Consider the following 16218-nt stretch of genomic DNA (forward strand, 5'->3'; position numbering starts at 1 on the left):
ATGGCCGACGAGAACACTCCTGTCACCCCCGAAGAGGAGCCCGTCGCTCTGCGGGTCGAGCCCGTCGGGCTCGAGACCGAGATGCAGCGGTCGTACCTCGACTACGCGATGTCCGTCATCGTGTCGCGTGCCCTCCCGGACGTGAGGGACGGCCTCAAGCCCGTCCACCGCCGGGTGCTGTACGCGATGTACGACGGCGGATACCGGCCCGAGAAGGGCTTCTACAAGTGCGCCCGTGTCGTCGGTGACGTCATGGGTACGTACCACCCGCACGGCGACACCTCGATCTACGACGCCCTCGTGCGCCTCGCCCAGCCCTGGTCGATGCGCATGCCGCTCGTCGACTCCAACGGCAACTTCGGTTCCCCGGGCAACGACCCGGCCGCCGCCATGCGGTACACCGAGTGCAAGATGATGCCGCAGTCGATGGAGATGCTCCGGGACATCGACGAGGAGACCGTCAACTTCCAGGACAACTACGACGGCCGCAACCAGGAGCCGACGGTCCTGCCGGCGCGCTTCCCGAACCTGCTGATCAACGGCAGTGCCGGTATCGCCGTCGGTATGGCCACCAACATCCCGCCGCACAACCTGCGCGAGGTCGCGGCCGGTGCCCAGTGGGCGCTGGAGCACCCGGAGGCCACGCACGAGGAGCTCCTGGACGCGCTCATCGAGCGGATCAAGGGCCCCGACTTCCCCACCGGCGCGCTGGTCGTGGGCCGCAAGGGCATCGAGGAGGCGTACCGCACCGGCCGCGGCTCGATCACGATGCGCGCGGTCGTCGAGGTCGAGGAGATCCAGAACCGCCAGTGCCTGGTGGTCACGGAGCTGCCGTACCAGACCAACCCGGACAACCTCGCGCAGAAGATCGCCGACCTCGTGAAGGACGGCAAGATCGGCGGCATCGCCGACGTCCGCGACGAGACGTCCTCCCGGACCGGCCAGCGCCTGGTGATCGTGCTCAAGCGCGACGCGGTCGCCAAGGTCGTCCTGAACAACCTCTACAAGCACACCGACCTCCAGACGAACTTCGGCGCCAACATGCTGGCGCTCGTCGACGGTGTGCCGCGCACGCTCTCGCTCGACGCGTTCATCCGCCACTGGGTGACGCACCAGATCGAGGTCATCGTCCGCCGGACCAGGTTCCGGCTGCGCAAGGCCGAGGAGCGGGCCCACATCCTGCGCGGTCTGCTCAAGGCGCTGGACGCGATCGACGAGGTCATCGCCCTCATCCGGCGCAGCGACACCGTCGAGGTCGCCCGCGAGGGCCTGATGGGTCTGCTGTCGATCGACGAGATCCAGGCCAACGCCATCCTCGAGATGCAGCTGCGCCGGCTCGCCGCCCTGGAGCGCCAGAAGATCGTCGCCGAGCACGACGAGCTCCAGGCGAAGATCAACGAGTACAACGCGATCCTCGCCTCCGAGGAGCGCCAGCGCCGCATCGTCAGCGAGGAACTGGCGACGATCGTCGAGAAGTTCGGCGACGACCGCCGCTCCAAGCTGGTGCCCTTCGACGGTGACATGTCCATCGAGGACCTGATCGCCGAGGAGGACATCGTCGTCACCATCACGCGTGGCGGCTATGTGAAGCGTACGAAGACCGAGGACTACCGCTCGCAGAAGCGCGGCGGCAAGGGCGTTCGCGGCACAAAGCTGAAGCAGGACGACATCGTCGACCACTTCTTCGTGTCGACGACCCACCACTGGCTGCTGTTCTTCACGAACAAGGGCCGGGTCTACCGCGCGAAGGCGTACGAGCTCCCGGACGCCGGCAGGGACGCGCGCGGCCAGCACGTGGCCAACCTGCTGGCCTTCCAGCCGGACGAGCAGATCGCCGAGATCCTGGCGGTCCGCGACTACGAGGCCGCTCCGTACCTGGTGCTCGCCACCAAGGGCGGTCTGGTCAAGAAGACCGCGCTGAAGGACTACGACTCGCCGCGTTCGGGTGGTGTCATCGCGATCAACCTCAGGGAGACCGAGGACGGCAGCGACGACGAGCTGATCGGCGCCGAGCTGGTGTCGGCCGAGGACGATCTGCTGCTCATCAGCAAGAAGGCGCAGTCCATCCGCTTCACCGCCACTGACGACGCGCTGCGTCCGATGGGACGAGCCACGTCCGGCGTCAAGGGGATGAGTTTCCGCGAGGGCGACGAGCTGCTCTCGATGAATGTCGTCCGGCCCGGTACGTTCGTCTTCACCGCCACCGACGGTGGGTACGCCAAGCGCACCAACGTCGACGAGTACCGCGTCCAGGGCCGCGGTGGCCTGGGCATCAAGGCCGCCAAGATCGTGGAGGACCGTGGTTCCCTGGTCGGCGCGCTGGTGGTCGAGGAGACCGACGAGATCCTCGCCATCACGCTGTCCGGTGGTGTGATTCGCACGCGAGTCAACGAAGTCAGGGAGACCGGGCGTGACACCATGGGCGTCCAACTGATCAACCTGGGCAAGCGCGATGCCGTCGTCGGTATCGCTCGCAATGCCGAGGCCGGTGCCGAAGCCGAAGAGGCCGTCGGGACCGAGGACGCCGAAGGTGTCGAGGACGCCGAAGGCGTCGAGACCGAGGCCGTCGAGGGCACCGAGCCCTCGACCGCGGAGCACGAGGAGTAGAGCGTGAGTGGAGCCACGGGCGCCGGATCGGCCGCTGCTGGAGCGAACGGTGCCCGTGGCCCTGCCACGGACTCCCAGGGGGTTGTGGTGACGGACACTCGGGGGTCGAACCCCTCGTACGAGGCCTATCCGAACGGGCCTCTGCCCGGCGAGCGCGAGCCCGCGCAGCCGGGCCGGCCCTACCAGCCGCCGCAGGCCTACGCCGGCCAGGGCGGCCCCGCGGTGCGCCGACCGCGCACCGGCGCCAAGACGACGCCCCGGACACGCAAGGCGCGGCTGCGGGTGGCCAAGGCCGACCCGTGGTCGGTGATGAAGGTCAGCTTCCTGCTCTCCATCGCGCTGGGCATCTGCACGGTCGTGGCGGCCGCGGTCCTGTGGATGGTCATGGACGCCATGGGCGTCTTCTCCACGGTCGGCGGCACGATCAGCGAGGCCACCGGTTCCAACGAGAGCAATGGCTTCGACCTCCAGTCGTTCCTGTCGCTGCCGCGCGTGCTGATCTTCACCTCGGTGATCGCGGTCATCGATGTGGTGCTGGCCACGGCGCTGGCCACGCTGGGCGCCTTCATCTACAACCTGTCGGCGGGCTTCGTGGGCGGCGTGGAGCTGACGCTCGCCGAGGACGAGTGACCTGCGAACCAACCGATTTTGGAGCTACCGCCTCCGTGCGCTAATCTTCAGAGGTCAGCGCGCAGCGCGGAGGGGCTATAGCTCAGTTGGTTAGAGCGCATCCCTGATAAGGATGAGGCCACAGGTTCAAATCCTGTTAGCCCCACAGTGCGAAGGGCCCCCAGTCGATCAGACCGGGGGCCCTTCTGCATCTCCCGACCGGTTCCGCCGCCCGCGCGGTACGGCGCCGACTCGGGGGCGGGCCGATCGCCGTTCGCCGCGCGAGGCGACACGGGCGGCGGAGAAGGCAGTTGACCCCCCGGTAGGTCACCGATCGATATCGGTCGGTGTGTATTGTGGGGCGCCAGAAGTCTCCTACGTCAAGGAAAGACGAGGTCGCGCGGTGAAGAAGCTCCTCCTGGTCGCACTGGCCGCCATCGGCGGGCTCCTCGTGTACCGCCAGATCCAGGCGGATCGCGCCGAGCAGGATCTGTGGACGGAGGCGACCGACTCCGTGCCCGCAGGTTCGGGTGTGTGAGACGCGCAAAGTCTGCTGACGAAGCCCTGGCCGTGCATACGGCCGGGGCTTCGTGCCGTTGCGGGACCGTGACGGCGCCGCCCGTGAGTTCACTTAAGCAAATCATTGGGTTGCAACAGTAAATGCATGGTCCTTGGGGTCGGGCAAGGCGGACAAGGGGCGCGATCCGGCCGCGCGCGCAGACAGCGGTGGTACGGGCGGGGCAGGATGGACCGGCACCGTGGCCGCCGCCGTGGCGGGCTGTGCGGTCGTCCTGATCGCGGAAGCGGTGCTCGTGCTGGTACGGCGCAGGGCGGCCACGGAGACGACGAGGAGAGACGCGTGAAGAGGCAGCGCGGCAGCGGCCGGACGACGGCCGCCGTGGTGGCGGCGATGTGCGTGGCGGCGCTGCCCGGCCAGGCGTGGGCGGCCGGCGAGAGCCCGTACGTCTTCGACAGCGGCGCGAAGACCGTCAAGGGCGCCGTGTCCAACAGCGACGCACAGCGCCTGGACGCGGGATCGGTGTACCGGGACTCCATCAAGAAGGACGGCAAGCTCTACTACCGGGTCGACCTCGACGCGAAGACCAACGCGTACGTCTCGGTCGTCGCCGTGCCGAAGCCCGGGAACAAGGCCGAATACGGCGACGGCATCAGAGTGAGCCTGCAGGACGGCTCCAGCACGCAGTGCAGCTCGCGCGACACCCGCTTCGAGTCCGCCGGGTTCACCCGGCCCCTGGCCGCGTACGCCTCGCGGACCATCAAGGCCGGGAGCACCAACTGCCAGGAGCAGGGCGCCTACTACGTCCTGGTCGAGCGCACGGGCAAGAGCACTTCCACGCCCGAAGACTGGCAACTGGAGATCCGCTACGACTGCGAGCCCACGCTGAAGGCGGCGGGGCCGACGTCGGTGCCGGACAGCTGGCCCTCGGCGTCGCCGCCGCCGCCCACCGGCGGTCCGCAGAAGCGCGCGGGTGGGACCAGCTATGTCGACGCCACCGGTCTCAAGCAGGGCGAGTGGCGGGACGACATCAAGCCCGGGCAGACGCTCTACTACCGGGTGCCGGTCGACTGGGGGCAGCAGATCTTCGCCACCGCCTCCCTGGGCAGCAGCTCGACGGGCAGCGACTACATCGGCAACGCGCTCGTCCTCTCCCTGGACAACCCGGCGCGCGGTCACGTCGACCAGAACACGGTCGCGTACGACGGCAAGCAGAACCAGGTGGCGCTGGAGCCGCAGCGGCCCGTGGCGTACGAGAACCGTTACGCCTCCAGCGAGGAGACGAACGCCATGCGGTTCGCCGGCTGGTACTACCTGTCGGCCACGCTCAACCCCGAGCTGGCCGGGGCCTACGGCGACAAGGCCCTGCCGCTGACGCTGCGGGTGAACGTCACCGGACAGGCACGGACGGCGCCCGCGTACGACGGGTCCCCCGGGATCTTCACGGTCACCGACGAGGACCGGGAGGCGGCCGCGAGCGGGCAGAGCGGACCGGAGGCGGAGCGGAGCGACACGATGCGTCTGGTCGCGGCCGCCGGGATCGGCGCCGGGACCGTGCTTCTGCTGGGACTGGCGGTGTGGATGGTCGTCGCCCGGCGGCGGGGGGCCGCGGCCTCGTTCTCGGGCTCGTCCTCGGCCTCGGGACAGGGAGGGCCGCCGCAGTACGGGCCGCCTGCCTCCTGGTGAGGCAGGCGGCCGCGACGGCCGCGGAGGTCAGGACTGGGTGAGGGCCCAGATGCCGACCGCGAAGCAGATGAGCGCCACGATCAGTACCGGGATCGCCACCTTCGGGGGCGGTCCCGGACGCTTGTCGCCACCGGGGACGGCCGCGGGGGCCGGTGCCGGAAACGCGGGCGCCACGGCCGCCGGGGAAACCGTCGGGGTCTGGGCGGGAACCTGAACGCCGTGAGCGGTGTATTGACGCGTAGGAGGCTGCTCATACGGCACCGCGGACGTGGGGGCCTGCGCGAAGTCCGGCGCCGGGGCCGGAAGGGGGGAGGCCGGGTGAGCGGCGACGGGGGCGGGAGGCGGCGGGGCAGGTGCGGCCTGGTGGGGCTGTGGATGGGGCTGTGGATCCGGCTGGGGATCGGGATGTGGGTGGGACTGCTGCTCCGGCCGCGCGGACCGGGGCTGCGGCGGGGGCGGCAGATGGAAGCTGCCCGTCTCGGACGGGGAGAACGAGGGCTGGTCGCTCGCGGGCGCGGCGGGGCTCGGCCCCGGGGCCACAGGGCCGTTCGGGCCGAATCCCGCCGGCAGGGGCCCGATCTGGTCGAAGACCTCGACCGGCTCCTCGTCGGCAGCCGGCTCGGGCAGCACGTCGACGGCGCTCGTGAGCGCCTTGCGCGCGCCCGTGGCCGTACGGAAGCGCGCTGCCGGATCGGGCTGGAGCAGGCCCGCCAGGACCTGCCACAGGGGCTCGGGGATGCCCTGGGGGGCACCGGGCGTTCCATGCGCCGCGAAGTGTTCGATCAGCGCCTGGGCGTCCGGCTTCTGGCCCTGGAGCAGATAGAGGGCGACCAGGCCGACGGCGAACAGGTCGGCCGTGAAGTCCGGCTCGGCGCCCATCATCTGCTCGGGAGCGAAGTAACCGGGCGTTCCCACCACGTAGTTCGTCTCGGTGAGCCGGGGCTCGCCCTTGCGCATCGAGATGCCGAAGTCGGACAGCCGCAGATGCGGCCGCCCGGTCCCGGTGGCCTCCAACAGGATGTTGGCCGGCTTGATGTCGCGGTGCACGACCCCCTCGGCGTGCACCGCGGCGAGCCCGGCGAGCAACTGGTCCAGCAGGGTGCAGACGAAACGCGGAGGCAGGGGGCCGTAGTCGCCGATGACGTGCGCCAGCGAACCGCCGCTCACCAGATCCATGGTGAACAGCACCTTGTCGTCGTCCGCGGCCCAGCTGGCCGGGGCGAGGACATGCGGGTGGTCGATCCGCAGGGCCTGCTCGCGGACGAAGCGCAACAGCGTGTGCGCGTCGCTCTGCTGCAGCACCTTGGCCGCGACGTACCGGCGGCGGCGGTGGTCCCAGGCGCGCCACACGGCACCGACCCCACCCCGGCCGATCGGGTCGATCAGCTCGTACCGACCAGCGAAGACCTCACCCATTGCGCTGCGCCCGCTCCCAGTTCCCTGTTCCGGAGTCGTTCCCTGTTCCGGTCTTGTTGTGCCCCGTGCCGTTCGGCCCGGCGGACTGTCAGTTCTGGTGCGACTCGTAGTGCGCGACCGCGTCCGCGGTGCGTCCGGCGCCGTACACCCGGAGGAACTCTGCCAGTTCCGGGTGGCTCGGGGCGAGGGTGTCCGCCGCGTCGATGATGTCGCCGGCCGCCGAGACCGAGCGCAGCAGCGACTGAATCTCCCGGACCACCCGGCGCACGGTCGGCGCCCCCGAACTGTTGGTGGTCTGGCTGGTGCCGGTGAGGACCGAACCGCCCTGCGACTTCTTGATCTCGTCCATCCGGTCCGTGGCCTCGGCGGCGCTGACACTGCCGTCGGCGACCTGACTCGACAGCTCCTGCAGGGCCTGGACACGCTGGACCACGGCAGGGTTGCCGATCTTGGCCCGCTGGCCGCTCATCAGCTGGGAGAGCATGGGGGCGGACAGCCCGAGCACCGCCGCCAGCCGCGCCTGGTTCAGGCCCAGGTCGTCGATGAGCCTACGGAAGAGCGCCCCCAACGGCTCGCCGTACCAACTCCGCTGAAGCTCTCTGGCTCTGGCCGTGGCTTCCTGCTGCGCTGCATCCATGACGTCTCCCCATCCCTGCGGTTCGCCACTGCGAACCTCGACGTGCATCTTACGGAGCGTGGTCTCCGACCGGGAGTCCCAATCCTTTTGCGGGATTCGGGGGGTGACCCGGTACTCTGGTCTCGTTCCGGGGCCTTAGCTCAGTTGGTAGAGCGCTGTCTTTGCATGGCAGATGTCAGGGGTTCGACTCCCCTAGGCTCCACCGGACGAAAGGCCCTCCGGCCCGCGCACGACGCGGACCGGAGGGCCTTTCTCATGCGGGGGCCTGGGCGTTTGCTCGGATCAGGGCCGGCCGCCCCGTGCCCGTGTGCTGCCGTGCGCCTGAGTGATGTCGAACAGGCCCCCGTCGGGATCGCGAAGGGTCACCCAGCGCTCGGCCTCGTGGGACTCCACGGCCGAGACCACGCTCCCGCCGAGGGACGCCGCCGCCTCCATGGCCGGCTCCAGCTCGGGGACCCGGAAGTGGACGTGCCAGCGGGGCCGCAGCCGGGGTTCGTACGCGGCCTCCTCGACGGCCTCGCTGTTCAGCCGGGCCACCGGCTCCCCGCCCTGGCGCAGGACGACCTGGTCCTCTTCGTACGACACCTCGCAGGATCCGGGCCGGCCGGTCGCCCACTCCAGGATCTCTCCATAGAAGATCGCGGCGTCGAAGGCGTTCCTCGTGCGCAGCTCCAGCCAGGCCGGTGCCCGTCCTTCCCCGACCCGCCAGGCCGAGTGCACCCGGCCCTCCCAGATGCCGAAGACGGCGCCCTCGCGGTCGGCCGCCAGCGCCGCCCGCCCACGGGACGCGAAGGAGACCGGGCCCACCGCCACTGTGCCCGTCCGCTCGCGGATCCGGGACACGGCCACATCGGCGTCGTCGACGGCGAAGTACGGAGTCCAGGCGACCGGCACCGCCAAGTCCCCCGCCAGCGCTCCGATGCCCGCCACCGGAAGACCGTCCAGCTCGGCCGTGCGAAACGCCTCACCCAGACCGGCGGGCCGGAACTGCCAGCCCAGCACAGCGCTGTAGAAGCGTTGGGTCGCCTCCAGGTCCCGCGTCATCAGGCTCACCCAGCACGGCGCACCGAACACATCACCCGTCGAAATGTTCATCGCTCTGCCCTCTCACCACACGGCCGCACAGCCTCGCCGCCGGATCGGCAGCGGCCCGTCCGCGAAAGACACAAGCTCTCGCGGACGGGCCGGAAGGGGGCGTACGACAGGCAGGAACGCCTCTTGTCCGTGCTCGGCTGCGCCGTACGGGTGGTGTTCATCTGAAGATCTGCGCACGGGTGGCGTCGCTCCCCGCTATTCGCCCGTGCGTACACATCATGAGAAAGGTATGTAGATCGCGCAACTCGAAATGAACCATTGGGAAGCGCGCAAATCGCAACACACACCATAGTTCGCCCACGACCGCACACCACCGAAAGCGAGGGGCCATGGCCGCCGTCAAGGTCAAGCAGTTCTGGACCGCCTTCATCTCACTTCTCTTCGCCCTGCTCGCCTCCGTCGGCCTCGCGAGCACCGCGAACGCCGCGCAGCAGCCCGCCGTCCAGCAGCCGAAGGAGCCGGCCGCCGACGCGGCGGGGGTGCGCACCGCGTCCGTACCCGCCCAGCCGGTGTATGGGGGGCCGAGTGCGCGAAACCGGTCCCTGCCGCCGACGATCAAGCAGCGCATCAGCGCCGAGGCGCACGGCTCCTCGCCCTCCGTACGCCACATGTCCGCCGCAGCGCCGCTCGAGACCGACCTGTACGACCTGGCGCTCGCCGCGGCGTAAGGCGCCGGGAGCACTCATGACTCCCAGCGCCCAAAACTCCCAGCGCCCAAAGCTCCGCCACAGAGCTCCGCGGAAGGCCGGCTGTGAACGGTCGGGGTCAGGCGAAGGTCAGCGACGGTCGTCGCGGTCCTTGGACCCGGTCTCGGACCCGGATTCGGCTTCCTTGGCCTCCACCTCCGGATCGAGAGAAGTCCGGTCGGTGCCGTCGACGGACGACAGAGTGGTCCGTTCGGAGACATCGGTAGGAGCCGGCGGCTCGACCAGCCAGTCGGGGTTGGCCTGCTTGTCCCACCACTTCCAGGCGGCGAAGGCGCCGCCCGCGAGAACACCCAGGACCGCGAGGCCCTTGGCGAGACGTCCGGCCTTGGCCCGGCGCTCGTGCTTCTTGACGATCTTCCGAATGTCCTTTGCCGTCACCTGCCCGCGCAGCGCGGCCAGAGCGGCGGTGGAACGCGCTCCGGTCTCCGCCAGTACGGGCTGAGCCGTGGCGACGACCTGTTCAACACGAGGAACGGTGTAATCGGCCGCCTGACGCGCGGCCTTGCGGGTCCGAACCGCCGCACGATGCGCGGCTTCGTCGATCCGCTCCGGAACATGCGGCGCCACATAGGCGCCGTACTGCACCCGGGCCTGCTTGGCGGCCCTGGAAACCTTCGGCGAGATCTTCACGCGTGCCTGGTGCGCATAGTGCGCGGCCTGGTCCTTGGCCGTATCGGCGTAGGGCGCCACCACTTCCGCGGCGTGCAGCACGCTACCCTTCGCCGAATCAGTCGCGGCGCGCACGCTATCGATGCGGGTCACGGGATCCTCCTCCTCGGTGGCGGTGTCGGTATTTCGCCTTTCCACCCACTTCGAAATCATGCCCGTTGACTCAAGGTCCGGCATGCGGGGCGGGCATCCGGGGCAACGAGACGCCCCGCGGCGGCGACAAGGCTTCCTCATGCGCCGGTGCTTCCGTGCGAGGATCGGTCGACGTCGGAGAAGACTTACGGAAGGCACCTCGTGGCCGAGCAGCTTTACGCCACCCTGAAGACCAACCAGGGCGACATCGAGATTCGGCTTCTGCCGAACCACGCCCCCAAGACGGTGAAGAACTTCGTCGAGCTCGCCCGGGGCGAGCGCGAGTGGACGAATCCCGCGACCGGCGAGAAGTCCACCGCCCCCCTCTACGACGGCACCGTCTTCCACCGCGTGATCAGCGGTTTCATGATCCAGGGCGGCGACCCGCTGGGCAACGGCACGGGTGGTCCGGGGTACGAGTTCGCCGACGAGTTCCACCCCGAGCTCTCGTTCGACAAGCCGTACCTGCTGGCCATGGCCAACGCCGGCCCGGGCACCAACGGCTCGCAGTTCTTCATCACCGTCTCGCCGACCGCCTGGCTGACGCGCAAGCACACCATCTTCGGCGAGGTGAGCAGCGAGGCCGGCAAGAAGGTCGTGGACGCCATCGCCGGCTGCACGACCAACCCGCGTACCGACCGCCCGCTCGAAGACGTCATCATCCAGTCGGTCGTGATCGAGACCCGCAAGAGTTGACCCGCAAGAGCTGACCCGCAAGAGCTGATCCGGAGGACCGCTGCCGTTGACGGAGCGGACCGGTCCCGGTCGACGAAGGGGAACCTTTTCGCCCCGCCCGTCCGTAAGGATGGGCGGGGCGGTGTGCGCTGAGCGCCGCCGTGCGCGCACACCGAAGCGTGCGGCCCGCCGCCGGCACGGAGAGGAAAGAGGAGAGCGCGATGGAGCAGGCGCCAGGCAGTCCGCAGGAGCCGCAGGACGCGCACTCCCTGCCGAGCTGCTACCGCCACCCGGGCGTGGAGACCGGCATCCGCTGCACCCGCTGCGAGCGGCCGATCTGCCCCGACTGCATGGTCTCCGCCTCGGTCGGCTTCCAGTGCCCGGACTGTGTGCGCGGCGGCTCGGGCACGGGCCACACGCCGACCGCGAACCAGCCCCGGACCATCGCCGGCGGCAGGGTCGCCGGCGACCCCCGCTTCGTCACCAAGATCCTCATCGGGATCAATCTGGCGGTCTTCGTGACCGTGCTCGCGCTGGGGGAACGGTTCGTCGCCGAGACGGAACTGATCGGTTATGCCTTCAGCCCGGTGCTCGGTGAGGTCGTCGGGGTCGCCGACGGCGAGTGGTACCGACTTCTGACCTCGGCGTTCCTGCACCAGGAAGTCATGCACTTCGTCTTCAACATGCTGGGCCTGTGGGTCATCGGCGGCATGGTGGAGCCGGAGCTCGGGCGGGCGCGCTACGCGGTCCTGTGTCTGCTGTCCGGCCTGTCGGGCAGCGCCCTCGTCTATCTGATCGCCGCGCCGAACCAGCCCTCGCTGGGCGCGTCGGGCATCGTCTTCGGCCTGATCGGCGCGTTCGCCGTCGTCGCTCGGCGCCGTGCCCACGACATGCGGCCGGTCGCTCTCTTCATCGCGCTCGCCCTGCTGCTCACTTTCACCAGGCCCGGTATCTCCTGGGAGGCCCACATCGGAGGCCTTGTCGGAGGCGCCCTGGTGGCCATCGGCCTGGTCCACGCCCCCCGCGAGCGCCGGAAGCCGGTCCAGTACGCAGCCTGTGCACTGGTCCTGCTGGCCAACGTGCTGACCGTGATCCTGAGAACCTCCGCGCTCAGCTGAGCGGCAGCTTTCCCCAAAGTTGTCCACAGCGTGTGGCGAGTTGTGCGCACTGCGCCGGGAACAGCTGTGCCCCTCGCCCCTGACCTGGGTTTTCCCAGGAGGGGCAAGGGGCCGGAAGATTCACCCGTGCGGCTGCCGCAGTCACACCGGCGTCAACGTCATGTGAGTTATCCACAGATCGTCTGACCTTTTCCCCAGTGTGGACAACCTGTGGATAACCTCAGGGCAGAACTTGACGAGCGGCCGCCACGGCCGCTACCCAGCCGCTATTTCACGGCTGCTTCCGCCGCTACTTCCACTGAGTGGAGACGCCGAAGCCGCCGGCGATGAAGCCGAAGCCCACGACGATGTTCCAGTTCTCGAGCGACTTGATCGGAAGCGATCCGTCGGTGACGTAGAAGACGACGATCCAGGCAAGCCCGATCAGGAAGAGTGCCAGCATCACCGGCGCCACCCAGCTACGGCTGGTCAGCTTGATGCTGGTCGCCTGCTTCGCTGCCGGCGGCGGCGTGAAGTCGGCCTTCTTGCGGATACGTGACTTCGGCACGAGGGACTCTCCTGTCGATGCGCTGCGTGACCGCGCAGGTAACTGTGGCTGGCGCCGGGACGGGGCAAGGGGGACCACTGCCTCCCCCGGGCGTCCGTTAGCGTAGTGCTTCCGCGGCGCCGAGTAGGAGAAGGGTACGTTGAGCAATTCTGCCGACTCCCCCCAAGGCCCGGTCCGGCGCACCGCCTGGCGGCCGGTCCGGGTGCTCACGGCCGCCGTCTTCGCCCTCGCCGGTCTGATCTTCGTCACCAGTTTCAACACCGCCAAGGGCACCAACATCCGCACGGACGCCTCCCTGCTGCGGCTCTCCGACCTGATCCAGGAACGCAGCCACAAGAACGCCGGGCTCGACGAGTCCACCGCGGCCCTGCGTGCCGAGGTCGACCGGGCCGCCGAGCTCGCCCGGCGCAACGACGGCTCCACCAGGACCGAGGACGAGAAGCTCGGCGCACTGGAGAAGGCCGCCGGAACCACCAGGGTCACCGGCCCGGGCATGACCGTCACCCTCAACGACGCCCCGCCGAACGCCCAGGCCGCCCCCGGCTACCCCGAGCCGCAGGCCAACGACCTCGTCATCCACCAGCAGGACCTCCAGGCGGTCGTCAACGCCCTGTGGAAGGGCGGCGCCACCGGCATCCAGGTCATGGACCAGCGGCTGATCTCCACCAGCGCCGTGCGCTGCGTCGGCAACACCCTGATCCTCCAGGGCCGCGTCTACTCCCCGCCGTACAAGATCACCGCTGTCGGTGACATCGGCGCGCTCAACAAGGCGCTCACCGCCTCCCCCGCGATCCAGAACTACCAGCTGTACGTGAAGGCGTACGGCCTCGGCTGGAAAGTGGACGAGCGCGAGAAGGTGACTCTCCCCGGCTACTCGGGCACAGTGGATCTCCACTACGCGAAGCCTGTGAGCTAGCTGCGGGAGGGGCCGTCCGGTGGCGGTACGACTGATCGTCCGAACCTTCAGCGAACTGTGCATCACCGTCGGCACCCTGATCATCCTCTTCGTCGTGTACGTGCTCTTCTGGACCGGGGTCAAGGCCGGCAGCGCCACGGACGGGCAGATCGACACCCTCCAGGAGCAGTGGGCGAGCCGGCCGGTCGCGCCCGCCGCGGGACCGCCGCCTCCCGCGCGCCCGGCGTACGAGGACGGCAAGGGCCTGGCCGTCATGTACGTCCCCCGCTTCGGGAGGAGCTGGCAGTGGCCGGTGCTCGAGGGCACCGGGGCGGCCACCCTCAAGAAGGGCCTCGGCCACTACACCGGCACCACCCGGCTCGGCGAGACCGGGAACTTCTCCGTGGCCGGCCACCGGCGCACCTACGGGGACCCGTTCAAGGACGTCTCGAAGCTCCGCCCCGGCGACGCGGTGGTCCTCAACGACGGGACGACCTGGTTCACGTACCGCGTCGACAAGAAGCCCTACCGGACCGTTCCCACCGACACCGGCGTGATCGACCCCGTTCCGGTGAAATCCGGGTTCGACGGACCCGGGCGCTATCTGACCCTGACGACCTGCGACCCGGAATGGGGCAGCAGCCACCGGCTGATCGTCTGGGCGCATCTGGACGCCACCAGACCTGTGACCCTGGGCAAGCCCGAAGCTTTGGACAGCTGACCCATGCGGACGGCGTCGCCCCTTACTCTGGTGCCGTACCGAAGGGCACCACGAGGAAGGACCGGCAGACGTCATGTACGGCTGGATCTGGCGGCATCTGCCGGGCAACGCATGGGCGCGGAGCGTCATCTCGCTCGTGCTGATCCTCGCGGTCGTCTACGTGCTGTTCCAGTACGTGTTCCCCTGGGCGGAGCCGCTGCTTCCGTTCAACGATGTGACGGTGGACGGCCAGTGACCACGCGCATTCTCGTCGTCGACAACTACGACAGCTTCGTCTTCAACCTCGTCCAGTACCTGTACCAGCTCGGTGCCGAGTGCGAGGTCCGGCGCAACGACGAGGTGGCCCTGGAACACGCCCAGGACGGCTTCGACGGCGTACTCCTCTCGCCCGGCCCCGGCACCCCCGAGCAGGCCGGCGTCTGCGTCGAGATGGTGCGGCACTGCGCGTCCACCGGCGTGCCGGTCTTCGGCGTCTGCCTCGGCATGCAGTCGATGGCGGTGGCGTACGGCGGTGTCGTCGGCCGGGCGCCCGAGCTGCTGCACGGCAAGACCTCCCTGGTCACCCACGAGGGCAAGGGCGTCTTCGCCGGGTTGCCGTCGCCGTTCACCGCGACCCGGTACCACTCGCTGGCCGCCGAACCGTCCGAGTTGCCGGACGACCTCGAAGTCACCGCACGCACGGCCGACGGCATCATCATGGGGCTGCGCCACCGTGAACTGGCGGTCGAGGGCGTGCAGTTCCACCCCGAGTCCGTCCTCACCGAGCACGGTCACCTGATGCTCGCGAACTGGCTGGAGCAGTGCGGCGACAAGGGAGCGGTCGGCCGGTCGGCGGGGCTCGCGCCGGTGGTGGGCAAGGCTGTCGCGTGACCGAGGGGTCGCCGTGGTTCCGGGCGACAGACCCACCACAGGAGCACGAGCGTCCGTACGAGCCGGCGCCCGCGCCGTACGACCCCGGGCCCACGCCGTACGTCCCTGATCCGGTGCCCGCGCCGTACGACCCCGGGCCCATGCCGTACGTCCCTGATCCGGCGCCCTACGCGCAGCCGTACGCCCAGGCGTATGCCGACCCCTATGCGGATCCCTACGCGCGGTCGGCCGGGGCGTATCCGGAGCCGGAGCGGTACGCACCGGGGGCCGATCCCTACGGAGCGGCGCCGGGGCCGTACGCGCCGGGCGCCGGGCAGTACGCCCCCGTGCCCGAGCAGTACGAGCCGGCGCCCGGGGGATACCACCCGCATCCCGGACCCCAGGAGCCCATATCGGAGCCGTACGACGCGTCAGCGGGGGCGTACGAGCCGGAGGCGGACCTGGGCCACGACCCACAACCCGAGCCCGAGCCACAGACGCGCGGGCCGGGCCGGGCGGAGCGCCGCAGGGCCGCCAAGGGCCGGGGAGGCGGCAGAGGCGCCCCCGCCACCCCCACGGCCCCCACCGGCCCCACAGGAGCCGCAGCGGGACAGCCCCTGTCCCGGGTCGAGGCCCGGCGTGCGGCCCGTGCCCGCAAGGACAGCGTCGGTGTCGTCGCCAGCCGGGTCGTGGGCGAGCTGTTCATCACCTTCGGCGTCGTGATGCTGCTGTTCGTCACCTACCAGCTGTGGTGGACCAACGTCCGCGCCGGGCTGCAGACCGACCAGGCCAAGCACCAGATCGAGGACGAGTGGGCGAAGGGCCGCACGCCGGGCGCCTTCGAACCGGGCCAGGGCTTCGCCATCATGCACATCCCCAAGCTCGACGTCGTGGTGCCGATCGCCGAGGGCATCAGCAAGTCGCAGGTCCTGGACCGGGGCATGGTGGGCCACTACGGCGAGGGCAAGCTCAAGACGGCGATGCCCGCGGACAAGCAGGGCAACTTCGCGGTGGCAGGCCACCGCAACACACACGGCGAACCCTTCCGCTACATCAATCAGTTGAAGCCCGGCGACCCGATCGTCGTCGAGACGCAGGACGCGTACTACACGTACAGGATGACCAGCATCCTGCCGCAGACCTCACCCTCCAACATCAGCGTGATCACCCCCGTTCCGACCGGGTCGGGCTTCACCGGACCGGGCCGGTACATCACGCTGACGACCTGCACGCCCGAGTTCACCAGTACGTATCGAATGATCGTGTGGGGCAAGATGGTCGAGGAACGCCCGCGCAGCAAGGGGAAACCGGACGCGCTCGTAGGCTGAGACCCCCAGA

Annotated in this window: 17 protein-coding genes and 2 tRNA genes; 14 read left to right on the top strand and 5 right to left on the bottom strand. The window is 69.5% G+C overall.

Going from position 1 to position 16218, the window contains the following annotated elements; translation table 11 throughout:
• The 5 genes from gyrA to ACZ5VC_RS14630 all read left to right on the top strand — a co-directional run bounded on the left by gyrA (position 1) and on the right by ACZ5VC_RS14630 (position 5419).
• Positions 1–2607: a DNA gyrase subunit A gene (gyrA, locus tag ACZ5VC_RS14610; protein WP_469120398.1), complete on the top strand. Its 2607-nt coding sequence runs from the start codon at positions 1–3 to the stop codon at positions 2605–2607.
• A gap of 87 nt (positions 2608–2694) precedes the next feature.
• Positions 2695–3237: a DUF3566 domain-containing protein gene (locus ACZ5VC_RS14615; RefSeq protein ID WP_469120399.1), complete on the top strand. Its 543-nt coding sequence runs from the start codon at positions 2695–2697 to the stop codon at positions 3235–3237.
• A gap of 71 nt (positions 3238–3308) precedes the next feature.
• Positions 3309–3382: transfer RNA gene (locus tag ACZ5VC_RS14620), tRNA-Ile, on the top strand.
• A gap of 237 nt (positions 3383–3619) precedes the next feature.
• Entirely contained in the window at positions 3620–3754 is a 135-nt protein-coding gene (locus tag ACZ5VC_RS14625) for a DLW-39 family protein (RefSeq protein WP_003958712.1), read from the top strand.
• 321 nt (positions 3755–4075) lie between these two features.
• A complete protein-coding gene (locus tag ACZ5VC_RS14630) occupies positions 4076–5419 on the top strand; it encodes a hypothetical protein (RefSeq protein WP_469120400.1) in 1344 nt (447 codons plus the stop codon).
• 27 nt (positions 5420–5446) lie between these two features.
• Here the strand turns inward: ACZ5VC_RS14630 and ACZ5VC_RS14635 are convergent, their stop codons facing one another.
• On the bottom strand, positions 5447–6835 hold the full coding sequence (locus ACZ5VC_RS14635; protein ID WP_469120401.1) for a serine/threonine-protein kinase: 1389 nt from the start codon (positions 6833–6835) through the stop codon (positions 5447–5449).
• A gap of 88 nt (positions 6836–6923) precedes the next feature.
• Positions 6924–7472 (bottom strand): helix-turn-helix domain-containing protein, encoded by a 549-nt coding sequence (locus ACZ5VC_RS14640; protein ID WP_468708965.1) that lies wholly within the window; start codon positions 7470–7472, stop codon positions 6924–6926.
• A gap of 129 nt (positions 7473–7601) precedes the next feature.
• Between ACZ5VC_RS14640 and ACZ5VC_RS14645 the strand changes: the two genes are divergently transcribed.
• Positions 7602–7674: transfer RNA gene (locus ACZ5VC_RS14645), tRNA-Ala, on the top strand.
• Between the two features lie 80 nt (positions 7675–7754).
• Here the strand turns inward: ACZ5VC_RS14645 and ACZ5VC_RS14650 are convergent.
• Positions 7755–8567, bottom strand: a complete 813-nt coding sequence (locus ACZ5VC_RS14650; RefSeq protein ID WP_469120402.1) for a VOC family protein — start codon at positions 8565–8567, stop codon at positions 7755–7757.
• 329 nt (positions 8568–8896) lie between these two features.
• On the opposite strand from ACZ5VC_RS14650, the gene ACZ5VC_RS14655 reads away from it, so the two are divergent.
• Positions 8897–9235, top strand: a complete 339-nt coding sequence (locus ACZ5VC_RS14655; RefSeq protein ID WP_469120403.1) for a DUF6344 domain-containing protein — start codon at positions 8897–8899, stop codon at positions 9233–9235.
• Positions 9236–9343: 108 nt separating this feature from the next.
• Here the strand turns inward: ACZ5VC_RS14655 and ACZ5VC_RS14660 are convergent, their stop codons facing one another.
• Complete coding sequence (locus ACZ5VC_RS14660) at positions 9344–10096, bottom strand: DUF5324 family protein (protein ID WP_469120404.1); 753 nt, start codon at positions 10094–10096, stop codon at positions 9344–9346.
• Positions 10097–10237: 141 nt separating this feature from the next.
• On the opposite strand from ACZ5VC_RS14660, the gene ACZ5VC_RS14665 reads away from it, so the two are divergent.
• Together ACZ5VC_RS14665 and ACZ5VC_RS14670 are read left to right on the top strand one after the other, a co-directional pair.
• On the top strand, positions 10238–10771 hold the full coding sequence (locus ACZ5VC_RS14665; RefSeq protein WP_469120405.1) for a peptidylprolyl isomerase: 534 nt from the start codon (positions 10238–10240) through the stop codon (positions 10769–10771).
• 200 nt (positions 10772–10971) lie between these two features.
• Positions 10972–11868 (top strand): rhomboid family intramembrane serine protease, encoded by an 897-nt coding sequence (locus ACZ5VC_RS14670; RefSeq protein ID WP_469120406.1) that lies wholly within the window; start codon positions 10972–10974, stop codon positions 11866–11868.
• A gap of 289 nt (positions 11869–12157) precedes the next feature.
• Here ACZ5VC_RS14670 and crgA read toward each other — a convergent pair whose 3' ends face one another.
• On the bottom strand, positions 12158–12415 hold the full coding sequence (gene crgA, locus ACZ5VC_RS14675; protein ID WP_468708973.1) for a cell division protein CrgA: 258 nt from the start codon (positions 12413–12415) through the stop codon (positions 12158–12160).
• Between the two features lie 139 nt (positions 12416–12554).
• On the opposite strand from crgA, the gene ACZ5VC_RS14680 reads away from it, so the two are divergent.
• From ACZ5VC_RS14680 to ACZ5VC_RS14700, 5 genes are all read left to right on the top strand, one after another.
• Positions 12555–13331 (top strand): DUF881 domain-containing protein, encoded by a 777-nt coding sequence (locus tag ACZ5VC_RS14680; RefSeq protein WP_469120407.1) that lies wholly within the window; start codon positions 12555–12557, stop codon positions 13329–13331.
• Between the two features lie 19 nt (positions 13332–13350).
• Positions 13351–14031: a class E sortase gene (locus tag ACZ5VC_RS14685; protein ID WP_469120408.1), complete on the top strand. Its 681-nt coding sequence runs from the start codon at positions 13351–13353 to the stop codon at positions 14029–14031.
• A 73-nt stretch (positions 14032–14104) separates the two neighbouring features.
• On the top strand, positions 14105–14266 hold the full coding sequence (locus ACZ5VC_RS14690) for a hypothetical protein (RefSeq protein ID WP_468708977.1): 162 nt from the start codon (positions 14105–14107) through the stop codon (positions 14264–14266).
• Positions 14263–14901: an aminodeoxychorismate/anthranilate synthase component II gene (locus ACZ5VC_RS14695; protein WP_469120409.1), complete on the top strand. Its 639-nt coding sequence runs from the start codon at positions 14263–14265 to the stop codon at positions 14899–14901. The genes ACZ5VC_RS14690 and ACZ5VC_RS14695 overlap by 4 nt, the downstream gene beginning before the upstream one ends.
• Positions 14898–16208 (top strand): class E sortase, encoded by a 1311-nt coding sequence (locus ACZ5VC_RS14700; protein WP_469120410.1) that lies wholly within the window; start codon positions 14898–14900, stop codon positions 16206–16208. The genes ACZ5VC_RS14695 and ACZ5VC_RS14700 overlap by 4 nt, the downstream gene beginning before the upstream one ends.
• The last annotated feature ends 10 nt before the right edge of the window (positions 16209–16218 follow it).

It is taken from the genome of Streptomyces sp. NPDC033174, assembly GCF_055577795.1.